Source organism: Rhodococcus sp. NCIMB 12038, from assembly GCF_002165735.1.
Classification (GTDB): domain Bacteria; phylum Actinomycetota; class Actinomycetes; order Mycobacteriales; family Mycobacteriaceae; genus Rhodococcus_F.
On record NZ_NHML01000016.1, the window covers coordinates 130,338 to 149,398 of the forward strand.

A 19,061-nucleotide genomic window follows, 5' to 3' on the forward strand; every position below is an offset into this window, starting at 1 on the left:
GAGAAGAGGCACAACATGGAACCGTTGCTGAAGGACCAGGTCGCGATCGTCACCGGCTCCGGCGGAGGAATCGGCGCAGGAATCGCAGAAGCACTCGGAGGCTTCGGAGCGAAGGTCGTGATCACCGACATCGACGAGACCAAGGTCAAATCGCGCGTCGACCACCTGGCAAGCGTGGGAATCACCGCGTTCGGCGTGCAGCACGATGTGACGAGCAGTGAGTCCGGAGCCGCGATGGCAGAAGCAGTCGTCGCAGAATTCGGCCAGATCGACGTCCTCGTCAACAACGCCGGCATCTCCGGCCGGGTTCCCCTGATCGAAATGACCGATCAGGAGTGGGACGCGATGATCAACGTCAATCTCACCGGCGTTCAGCGCACCAGCCGCGCCGTCGCGTCTCTGATGAAGGCACAGGGGCACGGCAGCATCATTTCCATCTCGTCCGTGGCCGGCCGCTCCGGCAAGAAGAACATGACGCACTACTGCGCGAGTAAATTCGGCGTCATCGGCTTCTCCCAGTCGCTCGCCCTGGAACTGGCCGCCGACAATGTCCGGGTCAATGCAATCTGCCCCGGAATCGTCCGAACCCAGATGTGGGAAGTCGAACTGGCCGAAATCTCCGAGGCGAAGAACATCACGATCGAAGAGGCCTGGACCCAGACCCTCGCCGGCATCCCGCTGCTTCGACCGCAGCTGCCCGAGGACATCGGTGCCGCTGCCGCGTTCCTCGCCTCCCCCCTCGCGAAGAACATCACCGGACAGGCGCTCAATGTCGATGGCGGCTTCGAGATGTCCTGACGCCCAACGAGGATGATCGAATCGAGCTCTGGTTAGGGCCGACGGAAGACCCCTCGTCGTGAACTGCTCCCCGGGAGTTGGACTGAGTAATTCAGTGCAGACTCTCGGGGAGCAGTTTTATGTCGTCGAGGTGGCAGCATATTGCAATTGGTTGCAATCAAGGTGCGTATGCGGCCCGCGCAGGGTTCGCGCGCTATTCGACGAGCACGCAGCGGGCTCCGCTGAAGATGGTGGGCATGCATTTGTTGCAGTGGATGCACAGCGACCGGGTGCCGGATTCGGACCGGATGCGGTTCACCAGGTCGGGTTCGCGGAGCAGGGCCCGGGCCATGGCGACGAATTCGAAGCCCTCCGCCATGGCGGTGTCCATTCCGGCCCGGTCGGTGACTCCGCCGAGCAGGACGAGCGGCAGCGTCACCGCCGCGCGGATCTGGCGGGCGTGCTCGAGCATGAACAGGTCGCGGTAGGGGTACGCGTGGATCATCGACTTCCCGACCAGTTGGACGCCGAGGCGGACCGGTTGCGGCATGGCGGCGGCGAACTCGCGGACCGGCGCGTCGCCCTTGAACAGGTACATCGGATTGAGAAGTGAACTGCCCATGGTGAGTTCGAGGGCATCGACACTGCCGTCGAGCTCGAGCAACCGGGCCACCTGGACGGCCTCGTCGAGCCAGAAGCCGCCGGGGACGCCGTCGTCCATGTTGAGTTTGGCGAGGATCGCGACCCGGCCGCCGACGGCGTCGCGCACGGTGCGGGCGACGTCGCGCACCACCCGGGCCCGGTTCTCGAGTGATCCGCCGTAGGAATCTGTGCGACGGTTCAGTTTCGGACTGAGAAACGAACTGGCGAAGTAGTTGTGGCCGAAGTGGATTTCGACCGCGTCGAAGCCGGACTCGACCGCGAGCCGTGCCGCGGTGCCGTGGGCGGCGGTGATCCTGCTGATGTCGGCGGCCGTGGCGCTGCGGATCATCCGCATGCTCAGCGGATTGAAGGATCGCGAGGGCGCGAGCGCGGGTAGTCCGGTGGACTTCTCGTTGGCGACGGGTCCGGCGTGACCGAGTTGGGCGGACGCGGCGGCACCCTCGGCGTGGATGGCGTCGGTCAGTCTGCGCAGCCCGGGTACCGCGTCCGGGCGCATCCACAACTGCCCGCGTTCGGTGCGGCCCTCGGGGGCCACGGCACAATAGGCCACCGTCGACATCCCGACGCCGCCGGCCGCGGGCCGGCGGTGGAACTCGATCAGTTCGTCGGTGACCAGGGCGTCGGGCGTGCGGCCCTCGAACGTGGCGGACTTGATGATCCGGTTTCGTAACGTGATGGGGCCCAACGTGGACGGAGCGAAAACGTCTGGATGTGCGGTCATTCCCCGGCCCTTCGTCGTGTGCGCTCGACGGTAGGTCACGGGGCGGTTCGACGACCGGAATGTGTCCGCTCAGCGGGAGACGCCACCGCGGACCCACGGACGACCCCTCGACGTCCGTGAGACCGCGGAGCGACGTCTCAGCCGACGGTCTCGGGCGTCTTCTCCGGCTCGGCACCGGTAGTCGCGCCGCGTTGCCTGAGTCCGAGCACCCAGCAGGCCAGCGTGATCGCGCACGTGAACGCCAATGTCGCGAACAGCTGGTTGCGCGCCGCGTCGTCGAACAAGGCGAGCACCGCGACCGCGGCCAGCAGCGCGAGGGCGACGTACGACAGGTACGGGAAACCCCACATCTTCAGCGGCAGATCCGTCCGGCCCGACTTCTCGGCGCGCCGCCGCAACACGATCTGCGAGACGGTGACGAACGTCCACAACACCAGGATCGTCGAACCCACCGCATTGAGCAGCAGCGGAAGAACACGATCGGGGGCGAGGTAGTTGAGGACGACGGTAACGAAACCGAACGCCACCGACGCCAGCACCGCCACGCGGGGAACGCCGTTGCCCGACACCCGGCCGAACACCTTCGCGGCGGCGCCGCGCTCGGACAGCGAGTAGATCATCCGGGAACCACTGAACAGCATCGCGTTCAGCGACGACAGCAGCGCGATGACCACGACGACGGTCATGACGGCGCCGGCCCCGGGCACGTGTGCGGCGTTCAGGACGGCGACGAACGGACCCGTCGCGAGTTCGCCCGCGGTCCACGGCAGCACCGTCACCATGATCAGGACGGAACCGATGTAGAACACCAGGATCCGCCACACGATGGACCGCACCGCGCGGCTCACGTTGCGCCGTGGCTCCGACGTCTCGGCGGCCGCGATGGCCATCACCTCGGTGCCGCCGAACGCGAAGACCACGATCAGCAGGCCCGCGGCGATGCCGGTGACTCCGGTGGGGGCGAATCCGCCGTGGCCGGTGAGGTTCGACAGACCCGGGGTGCCGAAACTCGGGATCCAGCCGAGGATCATTGCGCAGCCGACCGCCAGGAACGCGACGATCGCCACGATCTTCAATGCGGCGAACCAGAATTCGAACTCACCGAAGCGGGAGACACCCGCCAGGTTCACCGCGGTCAGCACACTCATATACGCCAGGGCCGCCACCCATTGCGGCACCGCCGGTATGGATGCGGCGGTGATCGCCGCCGCCGCGGTCGCTTCCGCGGCGACCACGATGACGACCTGCACCCAGTAGAGCCAGCCGATGGTCCGGCCGGCGATCGGGCCCATCGCCTTCTCGGCGTGGACGGAGAACGCACCGCTGTCGGGGTCGGCGGCCACCATCTCGCCCATCATCCGCATCACGAGGACGACGAGGAACCCGGCGATGAGGAACGAGACGAGGACGGCGGGCCCGGCGACGGCGATGCCCGCGCCGGAACCGACGAACAGTCCGGCACCGATCGCACCGCCCAGGCTCATCATCACCAGCTGACGCGGCTTCATCGCCTGCTGCAGGCGCGTGGTGGATGCCGGTGGGTCGTGAACTGTGTTCATGGGATCTCCCGTGCCGTCAGACGAGCTGATCGAGTGCGATCTCGAACGCGGTACCGGCGATTCCGGTCGGCTGCGACGAACGAGCGAAGCAGCGCTCGAGCGCCGTCGCCACGGTGGCGGAGACATCACCGAAGATCGCCTCGTCCGACACCTCGATGTCGCCCTCCATCAGCAGCGCGAACGCCCGGGCCATGCCGCAGTTGGCGATGAAGTCGGGGACGACGGCGACGCTCTTGTCGGCGTACTCGTAGGTGGGGCCGTAGAAGATCTCGTCGTCCGCGAACGGGACGTTGGCGCCGCTCGCCACCACCTCGAGGCCGCCCGCGATCAACCGGTCGACCTGCTCGCGGGTCACCAGACGCGACGCGGCGCAGGGCAGGAAGATCTCGGCGCCGGAACCCCAGATCGTCCCGTCGATCTCCTCGAACGGCACCATGCCGGGGGCGCGGAGTTCGTTGCCCTCCTTCGCCAGGAACAGCGCACGGATCTGCTCGAAGTCGTAGCCGTCGGTGTTCGACAGCCCGCCGTTCCGGTCGAGGATCCCGACGATCCTGGCACCCGACTGCGCCAGGTAGTACGCGGCCGCGGCGCCGACGTTGCCCCAGCCCTGCATGATGACCCGCTTGCCTGCCAGTTCGCCGCCGTAGACGCGGTAGTAGTGCCGCACCGATTCGGCGACACCCCAGCCGGTGATCAGGTCGGACACCGTGTACTTGGCCTGCGGATCGGGCGTGAACCGCGCATCCTCGACAACCTTGGCGACACCCAGTCGCAGCTGCCCGACCCGCTGCACCCGCTCCCGGTCGCTGGCCGCGAAGTGCCCGTTGACGACGCCTTCCTGCGGATGCCACAGCCCGTAGCTCTCGGTGATCGGCACGACCTCGGCCATCTCGTCGACGTTCAGGTCGCCGCCGGTGCCGTAGTACGACTTGAGCAGCGGGGTCACGGCCTTGAACCAGCGGCGCAGCACCTCGTCCTTGCGCGGGTCGGTCGGGTCGAAGTCGATGCCCGACTTGGCGCCGCCGATGGCCGGACCCGAGACGGTGAACTTGACCTCCATGGTCTTCGCGAGCGATTCCACCTCGCGCCGATCGAGACCGCGACGCATCCGGGTGCCGCCGCCGGCCGCGCCGCCGCGCAGCGAGTTGATCACCGTCCACCCGCGGGCGGAGGTCTCCGTGTCGTGCCACTCGAAGACGATCTCGGGGGCCTTCTCTTCGAATCGGGTGAGCAGATTCTTCATGGCTTCTCTCGGTTTCTCGACTGCCGGGACCGGGGCGATCCGGTCGGAATCCGACCGGTACCCGCGCTGTTACGGCGATCACTGTGGTGGCCGCCACTCGTGCGCCGCAACCGGGCGGCCCGCAGGTAGCCGCGGTGAACACCACTGAGAAAGAAGTTCCAGAATTTTCTATTCAGTTTGTGCAGTAGAGCCGGTGATCGTGGTGCTAATCCGGTTCCGTGGGCGCCGTTCGGTAGGCCGGGGCCTTCGCCGAACGCGGTCGGTCCAGGGTCCGCAGCAGGGGCATCGACCGGTAGGGAACGATCACCGACAGCACCATCACGCTGGTGGACCGGGCGACGACGCTCGACTTGTTCAGATCGATCAGAGTCTGCTGCAGCCCCAGATGGGAACCGGCGGCGACGCGGCACAGGATGTCGCCGGAACCGGTGGTCGCGAAGGCCTCGAGCACGCCGGGGATCGATTCGAGTTCCGAGGTCACGGAGTCGAGTGCGCCCTGCGCGGTCTCCAGTGTGACGAACGCCTGTACGTCGAATCCCGCGGCGGCGATGTCGAGGCGCGGCTCGTACCCGGCGATCACGCCCGACTCCTCCAGTTTGCGCACCCGCGCCTGGACGGTGGCCCGTGCCACCTTGATCCGGCGGGACAGTTCCAGCACGCCGGCCTTCGGGTCGTCGTGCATGGCGTCGAGGAGGGCGAAGTCGAGTTCGTCCAACTGCACAGCGTCCTTCATGGCCAGACCTCTCCGAGCGGATTCAACTAGTCCGACTGTATAAGAAATGTGGCTCGGAGGCAGCCGAAGGTGGCAGTGCGGCTAGGTTCTGCTGGCTCGGTTGCCTACGTGAGCGGTGTGGGTTTTCGTAGTGACCCAGGCAACAGGCCCAAGTCCCCGTCCCCCGAACCAGGAAGACACCGATGACGATCGAGCAGACTCTCACCGACAAGGAACGCCTGGCAGGTCTCGACCTCGGCCAGCTCGAACAGCTGGTCGGGCTCGTCGAATACGACGGCACCCGCGACCCGTTCCCGGTCAGCGGCTGGGACGCCGTCGTCTGGGTGGTCGGCAACGCCACCCAGACCGCCCACTACTTCCAGTCCGCATTCGGGATGACCCTCGTCGCCTACTCCGGACCGACCACCGGCAACCGCGACCACCACAGCTTCGTCCTCGAATCCGGCGCCGTCCGCTTCGTCATCAAGGGCGCCGTCGACCCGCAGAGCCCGCTGATCGAGCACCACCGCGCGCACGGCGACGGCGTCGTCGACATCGCCCTCGCCGTCCCCGACGTCGACAAGTGCATCGCCCACGCCCGCGCCCAGGGCGCCACCATCCTGGACGAACCGCACGAGGTGACCGACGAGCACGGCACCGTCCGTCTCGCCGCGATCGCCACCTACGGCGACACCCGCCACACCCTCGTCGACCGCAGCCGCTACACCGGCCCCTACCTGCCCGGCTACCAGGCGCGGACCTCCACCCACACCAAACGCGACGGCGCCCCGAAACGCCTGTTCCAGGCCCTCGACCACGTCGTCGGCAACGTCGAACTCGGCCGGATGGACCACTGGGTCGACTTCTACAACCGGGTCATGGGGTTCACCAACATGGCCGAATTCGTCGGCGAGGACATCGCCACCGACTACTCCGCACTGATGTCGAAGGTCGTCTCCAACGGCAACCACCGCGTCAAGTTCCCCCTCAACGAGCCCGCGGTCGCGAAGAAACGCTCCCAGATCGACGAATACCTCGACTTCTACGGCGGCCCCGGCGCGCAGCACCTGGCCCTGGCCACCAACGACATCCTGACCGCCGTGGACCGGCTCACCGCCGAGGGTGTCGAGTTCCTGGCCACCCCCGACTCCTACTACGAGGACCCCGAACTGCGGGCCCGGATCGGCAACGTCCGCGCCCCGATCGAGGAGCTGCAGAAACGCGGCATCCTCGTCGACCGCGACGAAGACGGGTACCTGCTGCAGATCTTCACCAAACCCCTCGTCGACCGGCCCACCGTGTTCTTCGAACTCATCGAACGCCACGGCTCCCTCGGCTTCGGCATCGGCAACTTCAAAGCCCTCTTCGAAGCCATCGAACGCGAGCAGGCCGCCCGCGGAAACTTCTGAGCGAGAGCCGATGAGCGGGTGCGGCGACTTTCCCGCGGGATCGGTGCCGTCGCGAATACGATGACGCCATGAGCCCTACCGAGGCAGTGGTGGCCGGGGCCGGGCCGACCGGTCTCACGCTCGCTCTGGAACTGGCGCGGCGCGGCGTCGAGGTGCGGATTCTCGACAAGTCGCCCGAGCCGTTCGCGGGTTCGCGCGGAAAGGGATTGACCGCGCGCAGCCAGGAGGTGATGGACGATCTCGGCATCGTCGACGACGTCGAAGCGGCCGGGTTCCGTCACCTCCCCAGCCGGGTCGCGGTCCGCGGGCAGGTGGTGAGCGACGGCGACCCGCACGCGGACCTGGGCCCCACGCCCGATCGCCCGTACGACAGCGGGCTCATGATCCCGCAGTGGCAGACCGAGCGGATTCTGCGAGAGCGGCTCTCGGAGTTCGGGATCGACGTGGAGCGCGGCGTCGAGGTGGCCGGATTCGAGCAGACCACCGACAAGGTGACCGTCCGGCTCGCCGGCGGCGGGACCATCATCGCGCGCTACCTCGTCGGCTGCGACGGCGGGCGCAGCGCGGTGCGCAAGGCGCTCGGAGTGTCGTTCGAGGGGACGGGCGGCATCGAGGGCATGCTCCTCGGCGATGTGGCCGTCGACGGTCTGGTCCCCGATCGCTGGTACCAGTGGACGCACCCCGAGAAGGGATTCGTCGCGTTGTGCCCGTTCCGCGGCATCAACTCCTGGCAGTTCCAGGGAGTGCCGTTCGCGGACTTCGACGAGGAGGGGAACCTGCCCGCGCCGTCGCTGGAGTACTTCCAGCGCGTTCTGAACGACGTCGCCTGCGATCCCGGCGTGCGCCTGTCCGCGCCGACGTGGCTGTCCACCTGGCATGTGAACGTGCGCATGGTGGACCGTTTCCGCGACGGCCGGGTGTTCCTCGCCGGGGACGCCGCGCACGTTCATCCGCCCGCCGGCGGGCTCGGGATGAACACCGGAATCCAGGACGCCTACAACCTCGGGTGGAAACTCGCGCTCGTCCTGGCCGGGTCCGCGGATCCGTCGCTCCTCGACACGTATCAGGAGGAGCGGTTGCCGCTCGCCCGCTGGACGCTCGGGGTGAGCAGTGAGGGCCTGCAGAAGGTGGCCGCGAGCCTCGGGCAGGAGGACTCGCAGGGCCTGGGCGTCGCGGTCACCGAGGACGGTCAGCAACTCGGTTTCGGCTACCCGTGGAGTTCGCTGTCCCGGGACGGGGACGTGACGACGGGCGTCCGCGCCGGTGACCGTGCACCCGACGCGCCGTGCCTGAGCCCGGACGGCACCCCGCTGCGACTGTTCGACGTCTTCCGCGGCACTCATTTCACGGTGCTCGGGTTCGACGGCGGGCCACGGCACGCCCTGCAGACCCTGGCCGAAGACGCGCCCGACGACGTGAAATACGTGGTGGTGGGCGATTCCCGCGGCCCCGGCGTGGACGTCGTCGACGACCGCGGTTTGGCGCGCAGCGCATACGGGGCACACGGTGGCACGCTGGTGGTGGTGCGCCCCGACGGATACGTGGCGCTCACCGCCCCGGCCACCGCGACCGACGACGTCATCGACTACCTCGGCTGCCTGGTGGGGAGATCGTGACGAGAGGCTGAACGATGCGACACAAGGACGAGGAACTCGACTACGACGAGGCCGACCTGGAGGTCGGGCACCCGAAGGATCATGCGGCCGGGCCGACCGCTGTCGCGGTGTCGATGAAACGTTCGCTCGAACACATGGGCCTGGTCCGCACGGCCGAGACGTTGCTGCGGCTGAACCAGGCCGAGGGCTTCGACTGCATGAGTTGCGCATGGCCCGACCCCGACCCGGGTCACCGCCACGCCGCGGAGTTCTGCGAGAACGGCGCCAAGGCGGTGGCGGAGGAGGCGACGCGGGACCGGGCGACCCCCGAATTCTTCGCCCGCCACAGTATCGCCGAACTCGACTGCCACAGCGAGCACTGGTTGGGGCAGCAGGGCCGGATCACCCATCCGATGGTGAAGCGGCCCGGCGGAACCCACTACGAGCCCATCGAATGGGACGAGGCCTTCGCGCTGATCGGCGACCAGTTGAACGCCCTGGACAGTCCGGACGAGGCGATCTTCTACACCTCCGGCCGGGCGTCCAACGAGGCCGCGTTCGCGTACCAGCTGTTCGTCCGGGCGTTCGGGACGAACAATCTGCCCGACTGTTCCAACATGTGCCACGAATCGACGAGTATCGCGCTGCAGGAGTCGATCGGCATCGGCAAGGCCAGCGTCACGATGGACGACGTGTATCAGGCGAAACTGATTGTCCTGCAGGGTCAGAACCCGGGTACCAACCATCCGCGGATGCTGTCGGCGCTGGAGAAGGCCAAGCAGAACGGCGCGAAGATCCTGTCGATCAACCCGCTGCGCGAGGCGGGTCTGGTCAACTTCAAGAATCCGCAGACGCCCCGCGGCATGGTGGGCCCCGGCACCGACCTGTCCGACATGCATCTGCCCATCGCACTCAACGGCGACCTCGCCCTGCTCCAGGCGTTCGGCGCACTGCTCGTCGAGTGGGACGCCCTCGACCACGAGTTCATCGACCGGCACACGATCGGATTCGAGTTGTGGAAGCAGCACGTCACCGACCTCGACTGGGACGTCGTCACCCGGACGACCGGACTGTCGCGGGAACAGATCACCGACGCGGCCCGACTGCTGCGGGATTCCGACGCCACCGTGTTCTGCTGGGCGATGGGGCTCACCCAGCACCACAACTCGGTCGCGATCATCAAGGAAGTCGCCAATATCGCATTCGCACAGGGCAACATCGGGAAACCCGGCGCCGGACTGCTGCCGGTGCGCGGGCACTCGAACGTGCAGGGAGACCGCACGATGGGGATCTGGGAGCGTCCGCCGCGGCATTTCCTGGACGCGCTCGCGAAGGAGTTCGACTTCGACCCACCCCGAGAGAACGGATACGACACCGTCGATTCCATCCGGGCCATGCGCGACGGCAAGGCGCACTTCTTCCTCGGGCTGGGCGGCAACTTCGTCCAGGCGGCCCCGGATACCGACGTCACCGCCGCCGCACTGCGCAAGACCCGGATGACCGTCCACGTCTCGACGAAGATCAACCGCTCGCATCTCGTGTGCGGTGACACGGCCCTGATCCTGCCGACGCGCGGACGCACCGAGCAGGACGTCCAGGCCGGTGGGCCGCAGTTCATCTCCGTCGAGGACTCGGTGTGCTCGGTCCATGCCTCCCGGGGTCCGCTGAAACCTGCCAGCCCCCATCTTGATTCGGAGGTGGGTATCGTCACGCGCATCGCCGAGGCGACCATCGGCGACCGCTACGGCATCGAGTGGAAGAAGATGCGGGACGACTACGCGAACATCCGCCTGCACATCTCGCGGGTGGTGCCCGGATGCGAAGGGTACGAGGTGAACGTCCGCAAACCGGGCGGGTTCGTCCTGCCGCACCCGCCGCGCGACTCCCGAACGTTCCCCACGCACTCGGGACGCGCCGAATTCGCGGTGTCCCCGATTGACGTGCTGCAGGTGCCCCCGCGGCACGTGATCCTGCAGACGATCCGCAGCCACGACCAGTTCAACACCACGATCTACGGGCTCAGTGATCGGTACCGCGGCATCGAGGGCGGGCGCCGCGTGATCTTCCTGCACCACGACGACATCGCGGCCCTCGGCTTCGACGACGGCGACATGGTCGACCTCTTCACCCACTGGGACGGTGACGACCGCGTCCGCTGCGCCCACGACTTCCGGATCGTCGAATACGACACGCCCCGGGGGTCGGCCGCCGCATACTACCCGGAGACCAATCCGCTGGTGCCGCTCGATTCCACGGCGACCGGCAGCAACTGTCCGACGTCGAAGTCCGTCGTCGTCTCCCTGGAACATGCAGGCAAGTACAGCGCCGAATGCCCACCCGGGGCGAGTCAGGACGAGGTCGGATCGGACGGGGTCCACAAGTCGCACCCCCAGCCGAAGCACCTCTCCTGACGTGAGTGACAAAGTGTGCCCCGGCACGCTTTCCCACTCACCTGCGCAGGTGAGTGGCAAAGCGTGCTCGGGTACGCATTCCCACTCACGTGCGCAGGAAACCCGGGTCAGCCCCTGTCCCGGTCACGCAGGTAGGCGGCCAACGGTGCGTGGCGCTGTATGCGTGACAGGGCGATTCGCCGTGCCACCACCCACATCAGCGCGGAGATGACGACGGCGAGGACGACGCACAGCGCGAAGTCCGCGGTGCCCATCCGCGTGTGCACGTCGTCCGGACGCACGAGGTTCCACAGCACGACCGGGACGACGGCGATCGCCGCCGAGAACGCGGGGAACACCCCGTACGGCACCACCAGCAGGATCAGCCACCGGACGACGACGGTGCGCCACCGGGCACGTTGTTCCCATCGCCACCGCAGCGGCCGCTGGTGATACGGAAAGTACACCCCGACCAGGCTCGACCCGGCGAGCGCACCGAACGGGCACAGCGCCACCGCGACCACCACCACCGCGGTGAACAGCCAGTCCTGGTCGGCGAAACCCACCGCGATCGCGATGGTCGCGCAGATCGGGGCGATCAGAATCCACAGCGCCACCGCCTTGGCGCCGAGCATCGCACCCAGCGCGTCCCGGTCGTCGAGTGCGGCGAGAACCCGCTCACGATCCGGCGCCAGCACGTTGGTGGCGGTGACGTCGGCGTACATCCAGCCGGCCAGGGCCAGCGCGAAACCCGACGGCCCGGTCCACTCGAACAACCAGCTCCGGGGCAGCAGGAACCAGGCCCCGATCATCAGGACGGCATTGAACACAACGGTCGCGAGCGTGTCTGCCGGGTTGCGCCAGATTCTGATCCACTCCGCGCGAAGAGCGGCCATGCCATTCAGCGTAAAGCGTCGGGCATGCCGCCGGAGCCGTGTCGGCAGGATCCCGGACGAACGATCCCATGGCCGGGTGTCCCGAGTCTCACTCGGACCCGTTCGTGACCCCCGCCACTTGATTTTAAAGATAATACATAATAGTTTTGCGCGACAAGGTGGCGATGGAGAGGGCTTGACTGTGGCGCAGAAACGCGAGTTACCCGTTCGGCAGGGATCCCCCAGGAGCGCGAGGAAGGTCGGAGCGGCCGTCGTCGTCGGAACCACGCTGGAGTGGTTCGACTTCTACCTGTACGCATCGATGGCGGCACTGGTGTTCGGCAAAGTGTTCTTCCCGTCGGCGAATTCGTCGGCCAGCACGCTCGCGGCGTTCTCCACGTTCGCGGTCGGATTCCTGGCCCGGCCGTTGGGCGGCGTCCTGTTCGGAATTCTGGGTGACCGCATCGGTCGCAAGGCGGTGCTGTCGATCAGCCTGCTGATCATGGGTATCGCGTCGGGGCTCATTGGACTCGTGCCCTCGTATGCGGCGATCGGTGTGGCGGCGCCGGCGCTGCTGATCATCCTGCGGATCCTGCAGGGCTTCGGTGCGAGCGCCGAACTGGGCAGCGCGATCACCGCGGTGTACGAGCATGCCGACGAGAAGACCAAGGGCAAATACGCCGCGTACCCGGTGATGGGCGCACAGATCGGCCTGCTCGCGGCGTCGCTCTCGGTCGCGGCGATCACGAGCCTCGACGACGAAGCCCTGTACACCTGGGGATGGCGGGTGCCGTTCGTCGCGAGTTTCGCGATCGTCATCGTGGGTTACTGGATTCGCCGAACGATGCCCGAGTCGGAGGAATTCGAACGCGTGGCAACCGAGGCGCGGCAACGCAAGGGCCTCGACGTCCTGCGAGATCTGTTGCGCGGCAACTGGCGTGGCCTTGTGGTGGTCGCGGCGGTGTACGGCGGGTACTCCGCCATCTCGTACACCTTCAAGACGTTCTCGCTGTCCTACCTCGCGGAGTTTCAGGGGGTGGCGAAGAACGTCGGCGCCCTCGGGGTGACGTTCGCGAGTATCGCGGCGATTGCCGCGTGCCCGCTCATCGGGCGGCTGTCCGACCGCGTGGACATCCGCAGGGTCATGATCGGCGGCGCGATCGGGGTCGCCCTGATGGCCTTTCCGGCGTTCTGGCTGTTCGACACGGGCCGCTCCCCGCTCATCTGGGGTGTCATGGTCGTGACCACGGGTGTCCTGGCGCCGATGATCATGGTCGCGGCGAGCCCGTACATGGCCCGCCAGTTCCCCGCCGAGTTGCGCGCGTCGGGTATCGGCACGGGCCGGGAGGTCAGCGGCGCGGCCGCGGGCGGCCTGGCGCCGATCCTCGCGCTGACCATGGTCACCGTGTCGCCCACGCACTCGACGTGGGGTGTATCGCTGCTGATCATCGGGTGCGCGGCGCTGGTGATCGGCGGCGGCCTGTTCGATCAGTCCCGTCGGCTGACACGTGACGCGAACGTACCGGCGGAGGCCCTGGACGCGGCTCGCCAGGATGCACAGCGAGCGTAGGCCACCGAGGGAGTAGGAAATGCGCAACTCGTCGAGCCGGCAGGACGGTGCCGCGGTGCAGGATGCGGTCGCCGAGATCACCCATGACGTGGGCGTGCTGCTGGACCGTGATCTCAGCGGTCCGCGGCCGGCGGGCGCATGCTCCGACCGGCAGGTGCTGGGTCGGCTGTGGGACCTCGTGACCGCGGAGATGCTGCGCGCGATCGGCGATCACTGCTCGTCGTCGGACGTCCTCACATCCCTGACGGAGATGCTCGGCCGCATACGCGAGGCGGAGGCGGCGGTGACGCGGCGGGGGCCGGCCGACCCCGCGGAAGTGCTTGCCAGGGTGCAGTCGGCGCTGGCGGGGGTCGGTGACGCGCAGACCGTCGACGCGCTGCTGGCGCGGGCGCCCGAGGCGGTGTGCAGCCTCGGCTTCGACCGTGCGCTGCTGTCGACGGTGGACGGGGCGTGGCGGTTGCATTCGATGCATGTGGTCCGGGACCCGCGCTGGGCGGAGGAGATCGTGGCGGTGGGCAGGGAGAATCCGCCGGTGCTCGACCGCACGCTCGTCGAGAACGACACGGTGACCGGCGCCCGCGCAACGCTCGTCCACGAGGTGCAGGACAACCCGCGCGTCAACCGCCCACTCGCGGAGATCACCAGATCTTCGTCGTACGGCATCGCGCCGCTGGTGGTCGACGGCGACGTCGTCGGCCTGGTTCACGGCGACTGCTATCACCAGCAACGCAATCTCACGGCCGTCGATCAGGCGCTGTTGTCGACGTTCGCGGAGGGAATGAGCCAGAACCTGTCGAGAGTCACTGTGCTCGAGGGGCTTATGGCCGTGCGCACGCAGTTGGACGGGCTCGGACGCTGGAACAAGGCCACCGGACCGGGGGTGGCGAAGTCCGTCGCGCTCGGCCGCGACGACGATTCCGTCCTCACCCGCCGTGAGGTGCAGATCGTCCGCCTCATGGCGGACGGGGACTCCAACGGCAGGATCGCCCGCAGGCTGGTGATTTCCGAGGGGACCGTCAAAACCCACATCACCCGGATCCTGCGCAAACTGGGCGCATCCAATCGGGCCGAGGCCGTGTCGATCTGGCTGCGCAACGCCGACGTCACGCGCACTGCACCGCAAGGCTGACGCCAGCCGAAAGTCGTACGAAACTACGACCTCCGTCAGATGTTCCCGCACTCTCCGTGCGGAAGAGTGACTCACGACACAAACGAGTGGCGCAGACGCACTGCGCACGTCACTGAAGCACACAGCACGGAGGCCGGGATATGACGCAGAGTGAGCGGGCAGCCGACTGGATAGTCGGCATCGATGTCGGGGGCACCTTCACCGATATCATTGCGCTCAACCGCAAGACGGGTGAGACCCGCGACGGCAAGGTGCTGTCGACCCTCCAGCAGGAGGAGGGGGTGCTGCTGAGCATCGAGGCGATCGGCGTCGAGATCCCGGACGTCGCCGAGATCGTGCACGGGCACACGGTGGGTATCAACGCCCTGCTCAGCCGGACCGGCGAGCGCACCGGCCTGATCGCGACCCGCGGTCACCGGGATCTGCTCGACATCGGTCGCATGCACCGCGAGTTCGGTGACCGGTTCTACGACCCCACCTGGCTGCGACCGCACCAGGAACGCCCGATCGTGCAGCGCGAATCCCGATTCGGGATCCCGGAGCGACTGCGGTACGACGGTTCCGAGTTGTTGCCGTTGGACGAGAAGGCCGTTCGCGAGGCCGCACGTGCTCTCGCGGGCCAGGGTGCGAAGTCGGTGGCCGTGTGCCTGATGAACTCGTACACGAACCCCGACCACGAGCGGCGAGCAGCCGAGATCGTCGCAGAAGAGTTGCCGGACACCTACATTCAGACCTCCGCGCTCTACCCCGTGACCAAAGAGCACGAGCGCACCACCACGGTGGCCCTCGACGCCTACGTGGGCCCGGCGGTGGTCGGCTACCTCGACCGTCTGATGAGCGCACTGTCCAATCGCAATTACGCCGGGACGCTGTGGATCATGATGATGAACGGCGGTGTCGCGACGTTCGCCGACGCGGGCCGCGCGCCGGTGTTCCAGCTGGTGTCCGGTCCGGTCGGCGGCGTGAGCGGCAGCGTCAAGCTCGCCAACGAGAGCGGCTCACCGAACCTGCTCACCATCGACGTCGGCGGCACGAGCACGGACGTCGCGGCCATCGTGCACGGCAAGACGCCGCTCACAGACCTGTGGACACTGGAAACCGGACTCACACTGACGATGCCGCTCGTCGACGTCGAGAGTGTCGGCTCGGGCGCCGGTAGCCTGATCCGGCCCAACACGCTCGGCAACGTGGCGGTCGGTCCGGCATCGGCCGGATCGAATCCCGGACCGGTGTGTTACCAGCGCGGCGGTGTCGAGCCCACCCTCACCGACGCGTGCGCGGCGCTCGGGGTCCTGCAGCCGGACCTGTTCGCCAACGGCTCCATCCGGCTCGACGTCGACGCGTCGCTCGAGGCGCTGCGGAAGACCGGCGAGCAGTGGGGCATGACGGCCCTCGAACTCGCGTCGGCCGCCTACGAGGTGGCCTGTGAGGACATCGCCGCGAAGGTCCGCACGATCTCGGTCTACCGGGGTCTCGACGTCCGCGAGTTCGCCCTGCAGCCCTCCGGTTCGGCGGGCCCGATGCTCGCCGACCGCGTCGGGCAGATCCTCGGCCTGGACAAGGTGATCGTGCCGCGCAACCCGGGCCAGTTCTCGGCCTTGGGACTGCTGCGCAGCGACCTGATGGTCACCCGGGCGCAGTCGATCATGACCCCGCTCGCACCGGAGAGTGCCGAGGCGATCGAGGCCGCGTTCGCCGCATTGCAGGATCGGATCCGCAGTGAACTCGCCGGCCAGGGTGCCGACGTGGATCGAATGCGGTTCGAGCGAGCGGTTTTCGCGATGTACCGCGGGCAGACGTGGGACAACCGGATGCCCATTCACACAGGTGCTCTCACCGCCGACAGCGTGACCGGTCTGGTGCCGCAGTTCCACGACTTCTACCGGGAATCCTACGGTTTCGCGGCGACGGAGATCCCCGTGGTGATCTCGACGGTGGAGGTGACGGCCATCATCCCGCGCGAGCAGCACAAGTCCGATCTCACCCCCGACGACGGGGAGGCGTTCCTCCGCACGGCGGAGATCACGCTGCCGGGCACGACCGAGCAGGTTGAGGTCGCCATCCACGTCCGGGAGCGCCTCGCACCCTTCCAGCGGGTGCAGGGCCCCGCCCTCGTCGCCGAGAAATTCGCGACCACCCTCGTCCTTCCGGGCCGGACGGCCTACGTGGACGGCGACCTGAATCTCATCATCGAGCCGCAGAGCTGAGGAGCAGACCATGACGATCACCACCCCTGACGCAGGCCCCGCGGTCGACGTCGAACTCGACATCCTCCGGTACGGCCTCACCGAGGTCGCCCGGGAGATGCTCGACTCGCTGATGCGCAGCGCCTTCTCCCCGGTCTGCCGCGACATCCTGGACTGCACCAGCGCCATTCACATGCGCACCGACGACGGCTGGGAGACCGTCGCGCTGTGGGAGGGCTGCATGCAGCACGCGTTCACCGCCCCGCACATCGCGAATTTCGTGATGGACGACTGGGACGTCGACAGCATGCAGCCCGGCGACGTCATCTTCGTCAACGACCCTTGGCGCGGCACCATCCACCAGTCGGACGTCAATCTGCTCCGGCCCGTATTCGTCGACGGCCGTGTGGAATTCCTGCTGCACTCGACGTCTCACCTCGTCGACCTCGGCGGGGCGATCCCGGGTGGCTTCTCCAACGGCACCCAGACGCATTTCGAGGAGCAGCTGAAGCTGCCGCCGACACTGCTGTACGCCAACGACGTTCCTGTGCGGCCGCTGTTCAACTTCATCCTGGAGAACAACCGGGTGCCGCAACTCGTGCTCGGGGACCTGCGGGCCCTGCACGGCTGCCTGGTGGTCGGTGAGCGCCAACTCCAGGCGCTGATCGCCCGCGGCGGACTGGAGAAGGTGCACGCGGCCGGTCGTTACGCCATCGAAGCCACCGAGGCCAGCATGCGGCGCGGCATCGCGAGCATCCCGGACGGCGACTACACCGCCGAGGACTTCCTCGACGAGGACGGCGTCACCGACGAGCCGATTCCGGTCAACGTGACCGTGAAGGTGCGCGGCGATTCCATGGAGATCGATTTCTCCGGCTCGGGTCGGCAGCCGCTGGGCAACTGCGGCACCGCCTGGTGCGAGGCCTCCCGCTGCATCGAGGCGGTCAAGCTGATGGTCGACCCGTCGACCCCGGTCAACAGCGGCACGCTGCGGCCGATCGAGACCCTGCTGCCGTCGGGCAGCGTGGTGCAGGTGCTGCCGCCGTCGAGTTGCTCCAACCACGCCGACATCGGCGCGCGGGGCATCAACGTCGTGACCCAGGCGCTGAGCCAGGCGATGGACGAGGCATTCGCCTGTGACACAGGCACTGCCGTCGTCGTCAGCCTCGGCGGCATCGACACCCGGCCCGGCCACGAAGGCACGCCGTGGGGTGCGTTCGCGCTCGCGGGCGGCGGTTGGGGCGGCACCTGGAAGGACGACGGAGTCTCCTTCTGCGTGATCCCGATCGGCAACTGCCGGACGTCGGTGCAGGAGCACGTCGAGATCGAGAGCCCGCTCGTCATCGTCCAGCACGAGATGGTGATCGACACCGCCGGGGCAGGCCAGTTCCGTGGTGGCCTCGGCTCGGTGTACTCGATCTTCGCCGAGTCCGACACGATGGTCACCATCACCGCCGACCGGGTCCGCCTCGGCGCTCCGGGTTCGAACGGAGGTGGCGCAGGCTCGCCAGCCTTCGGCTGGTACATCGAAAATTTCGACCTCGCCGAGCACGGCGACCCCCTCGACCTGCGCGGGGCCGAACCGCTGTTCGGCATGTTCGACGAACAGGGCAGACCGGACCCGAACAACGGCGAGTTCGGGCGCGGTGCCCGCTATCAGACCGGCAAGTTCTCCGGGCTGATCCTCAAGGCAGGCGACGCGCTCCGCTTCGTCATCGGCGGTGGCGGCGGCTGGGGCGATCCCCTGGAACGCGTCCCGGAGAAGGTGCTGCAGGACGTCCGTAGCGGACTCGTGAGCCCCGAGTTCGCGGCCGACGCCCACGGTGTCGTGATCGCGAACGGTGACATCGACGACGACGCCACCACCGCACGGCGCGCACAACTGGCCGCCGAACGCGAACAGGGCTGCTGGAGCGTGCCGGTGGCCAACCCCCGCAACTGGAATCTCTGAGAAAGGAAACCCCATGGCTGTCGACCGGCTACTGTTCCCCCGCCCCGAGACCGACCGTGTCTACGTCGAACGCACCGCCGTCGACGGTGAATGCCCGTCCTGCGGCGCAACGAGTCTCGCCCGCTATCCCGTCGCGAACCACCTCGGCCCCCGCCTGGTCGTCAAGTGTCAGGAGTGCTTTCACCACGTGTCGGTGACACGTCCGGAGCCGGAGGACAACTGGCCCGCGTGGCGTTCGCCGGCACGCGACTGGCCGGCATCCCGCGTCGGATAGATCACCG

14 protein-coding genes are annotated in these 19,061 nt (G+C 67.6%); 9 read left to right on the top strand and 5 right to left on the bottom strand.

What is annotated here, in order from left to right:
* Window positions 1-15 precede the first annotated feature (15 nt).
* The gene (locus CA951_RS24585) at window positions 16-798 is read left to right on the top strand and encodes an SDR family NAD(P)-dependent oxidoreductase (protein ID WP_179220296.1); all 783 of its coding nucleotides are present in this window, start codon (window positions 16-18) and stop codon (window positions 796-798) included.
* Between the two features lie 193 nt (window positions 799-991).
* On the opposite strand, the gene CA951_RS24590 is transcribed toward CA951_RS24585, so the two are convergent.
* From CA951_RS24590 to CA951_RS24605, 4 genes are all read right to left on the bottom strand, one after another.
* Window positions 992-2,161, bottom strand: coding sequence for an NADH:flavin oxidoreductase (locus tag CA951_RS24590; RefSeq protein WP_087559316.1), 1,170 nt, complete (start codon window positions 2,159-2,161; stop codon window positions 992-994).
* A 137-nt stretch (window positions 2,162-2,298) separates the two neighbouring features.
* A complete protein-coding gene (locus CA951_RS24595; protein WP_087559317.1) occupies window positions 2,299-3,720 on the bottom strand; it encodes an amino acid permease in 1,422 nt (473 codons plus the stop codon).
* 16 nt (window positions 3,721-3,736) lie between these two features.
* On the bottom strand, window positions 3,737-4,963 hold the full coding sequence (locus CA951_RS24600; RefSeq protein ID WP_087559318.1) for a Glu/Leu/Phe/Val dehydrogenase dimerization domain-containing protein: 1,227 nt from the start codon (window positions 4,961-4,963) through the stop codon (window positions 3,737-3,739).
* Window positions 4,964-5,168: 205 nt separating this feature from the next.
* The gene (locus tag CA951_RS24605) at window positions 5,169-5,696 is read right to left on the bottom strand and encodes an Lrp/AsnC family transcriptional regulator (RefSeq protein ID WP_087559319.1); all 528 of its coding nucleotides are present in this window, start codon (window positions 5,694-5,696) and stop codon (window positions 5,169-5,171) included.
* Between the two features lie 182 nt (window positions 5,697-5,878).
* Here CA951_RS24605 and hppD point away from each other — a divergent pair, with 182 nt between their 5' ends.
* The 3 genes from hppD (at window position 5,879) to CA951_RS24620 (ending at window position 11,090) form a co-directional block, all read left to right on the top strand.
* Entirely contained in the window at window positions 5,879-7,084 is a 1,206-nt protein-coding gene (hppD, locus tag CA951_RS24610) for a 4-hydroxyphenylpyruvate dioxygenase (protein WP_087559320.1), read from the top strand.
* 68 nt (window positions 7,085-7,152) lie between these two features.
* Window positions 7,153-8,700 (top strand): FAD-dependent oxidoreductase, encoded by a 1,548-nt coding sequence (locus CA951_RS24615; RefSeq protein ID WP_087559321.1) that lies wholly within the window; start codon window positions 7,153-7,155, stop codon window positions 8,698-8,700.
* A 14-nt stretch (window positions 8,701-8,714) separates the two neighbouring features.
* On the top strand, window positions 8,715-11,090 hold the full coding sequence (locus CA951_RS24620; RefSeq protein WP_087559322.1) for an FdhF/YdeP family oxidoreductase: 2,376 nt from the start codon (window positions 8,715-8,717) through the stop codon (window positions 11,088-11,090).
* A gap of 107 nt (window positions 11,091-11,197) precedes the next feature.
* Here the strand turns inward: CA951_RS24620 and CA951_RS24625 are convergent, their stop codons facing one another.
* The gene (locus tag CA951_RS24625; protein WP_087559323.1) at window positions 11,198-11,965 is read right to left on the bottom strand and encodes a hypothetical protein; all 768 of its coding nucleotides are present in this window, start codon (window positions 11,963-11,965) and stop codon (window positions 11,198-11,200) included.
* 181 nt (window positions 11,966-12,146) lie between these two features.
* Between CA951_RS24625 and CA951_RS24630 the strand changes: the two genes are divergently transcribed.
* From CA951_RS24630 to CA951_RS24650, 5 genes are all read left to right on the top strand, one after another.
* On the top strand, window positions 12,147-13,514 hold the full coding sequence (locus CA951_RS24630; protein ID WP_087559324.1) for an MFS transporter: 1,368 nt from the start codon (window positions 12,147-12,149) through the stop codon (window positions 13,512-13,514).
* A 19-nt stretch (window positions 13,515-13,533) separates the two neighbouring features.
* Window positions 13,534-14,643, top strand: coding sequence for a response regulator transcription factor (locus tag CA951_RS24635; protein ID WP_087559325.1), 1,110 nt, complete (start codon window positions 13,534-13,536; stop codon window positions 14,641-14,643).
* A gap of 140 nt (window positions 14,644-14,783) precedes the next feature.
* Window positions 14,784-16,850 carry a hydantoinase/oxoprolinase family protein gene (locus CA951_RS24640; RefSeq protein ID WP_087559326.1) on the top strand — a complete coding sequence of 689 codons (2,067 nt, stop codon included), beginning with the start codon at window positions 14,784-14,786 and terminating at the stop codon, window positions 16,848-16,850.
* Between the two features lie 10 nt (window positions 16,851-16,860).
* Entirely contained in the window at window positions 16,861-18,780 is a 1,920-nt protein-coding gene (locus CA951_RS24645) for a hydantoinase B/oxoprolinase family protein (protein ID WP_087559327.1), read from the top strand.
* A gap of 13 nt (window positions 18,781-18,793) precedes the next feature.
* A complete protein-coding gene (locus CA951_RS24650) occupies window positions 18,794-19,054 on the top strand; it encodes a hypothetical protein (RefSeq protein ID WP_087559328.1) in 261 nt (86 codons plus the stop codon).
* The last annotated feature ends 7 nt before the right edge of the window (window positions 19,055-19,061 follow it).

What these genes read in the sequence shown, in the direction of transcription:
- CA951_RS24585 (WP_179220296.1), top strand. Translation starts at nt 16, where the DNA reads ATGGAACCGTTGCTGAAGGACCAGGTCGCGATCGTCACCGGCTCCGGC.
- CA951_RS24590 (WP_087559316.1), bottom strand. Translation starts at nt 2,161, where the DNA reads ATGACCGCACATCCAGACGTTTTCGCTCCGTCCACGTTGGGCCCCATC.
- CA951_RS24595 (WP_087559317.1), bottom strand. Translation starts at nt 3,720, where the DNA reads ATGAACACAGTTCACGACCCACCGGCATCCACCACGCGCCTGCAGCAG.
- CA951_RS24600 (WP_087559318.1), bottom strand. Translation starts at nt 4,963, where the DNA reads ATGAAGAATCTGCTCACCCGATTCGAAGAGAAGGCCCCCGAGATCGTC.
- CA951_RS24605 (WP_087559319.1), bottom strand. Translation starts at nt 5,696, where the DNA reads ATGAAGGACGCTGTGCAGTTGGACGAACTCGACTTCGCCCTCCTCGAC.
- hppD (WP_087559320.1), top strand. Translation starts at nt 5,879, where the DNA reads ATGACGATCGAGCAGACTCTCACCGACAAGGAACGCCTGGCAGGTCTC.
- CA951_RS24615 (WP_087559321.1), top strand. Translation starts at nt 7,153, where the DNA reads ATGAGCCCTACCGAGGCAGTGGTGGCCGGGGCCGGGCCGACCGGTCTC.
- CA951_RS24620 (WP_087559322.1), top strand. Translation starts at nt 8,715, where the DNA reads ATGCGACACAAGGACGAGGAACTCGACTACGACGAGGCCGACCTGGAG.
- CA951_RS24625 (WP_087559323.1), bottom strand. Translation starts at nt 11,965, where the DNA reads ATGGCCGCTCTTCGCGCGGAGTGGATCAGAATCTGGCGCAACCCGGCA.
- CA951_RS24635 (WP_087559325.1), top strand. Translation starts at nt 13,534, where the DNA reads ATGCGCAACTCGTCGAGCCGGCAGGACGGTGCCGCGGTGCAGGATGCG.
- CA951_RS24640 (WP_087559326.1), top strand. Translation starts at nt 14,784, where the DNA reads ATGACGCAGAGTGAGCGGGCAGCCGACTGGATAGTCGGCATCGATGTC.
- CA951_RS24645 (WP_087559327.1), top strand. Translation starts at nt 16,861, where the DNA reads ATGACGATCACCACCCCTGACGCAGGCCCCGCGGTCGACGTCGAACTC.
- CA951_RS24650 (WP_087559328.1), top strand. Translation starts at nt 18,794, where the DNA reads ATGGCTGTCGACCGGCTACTGTTCCCCCGCCCCGAGACCGACCGTGTC.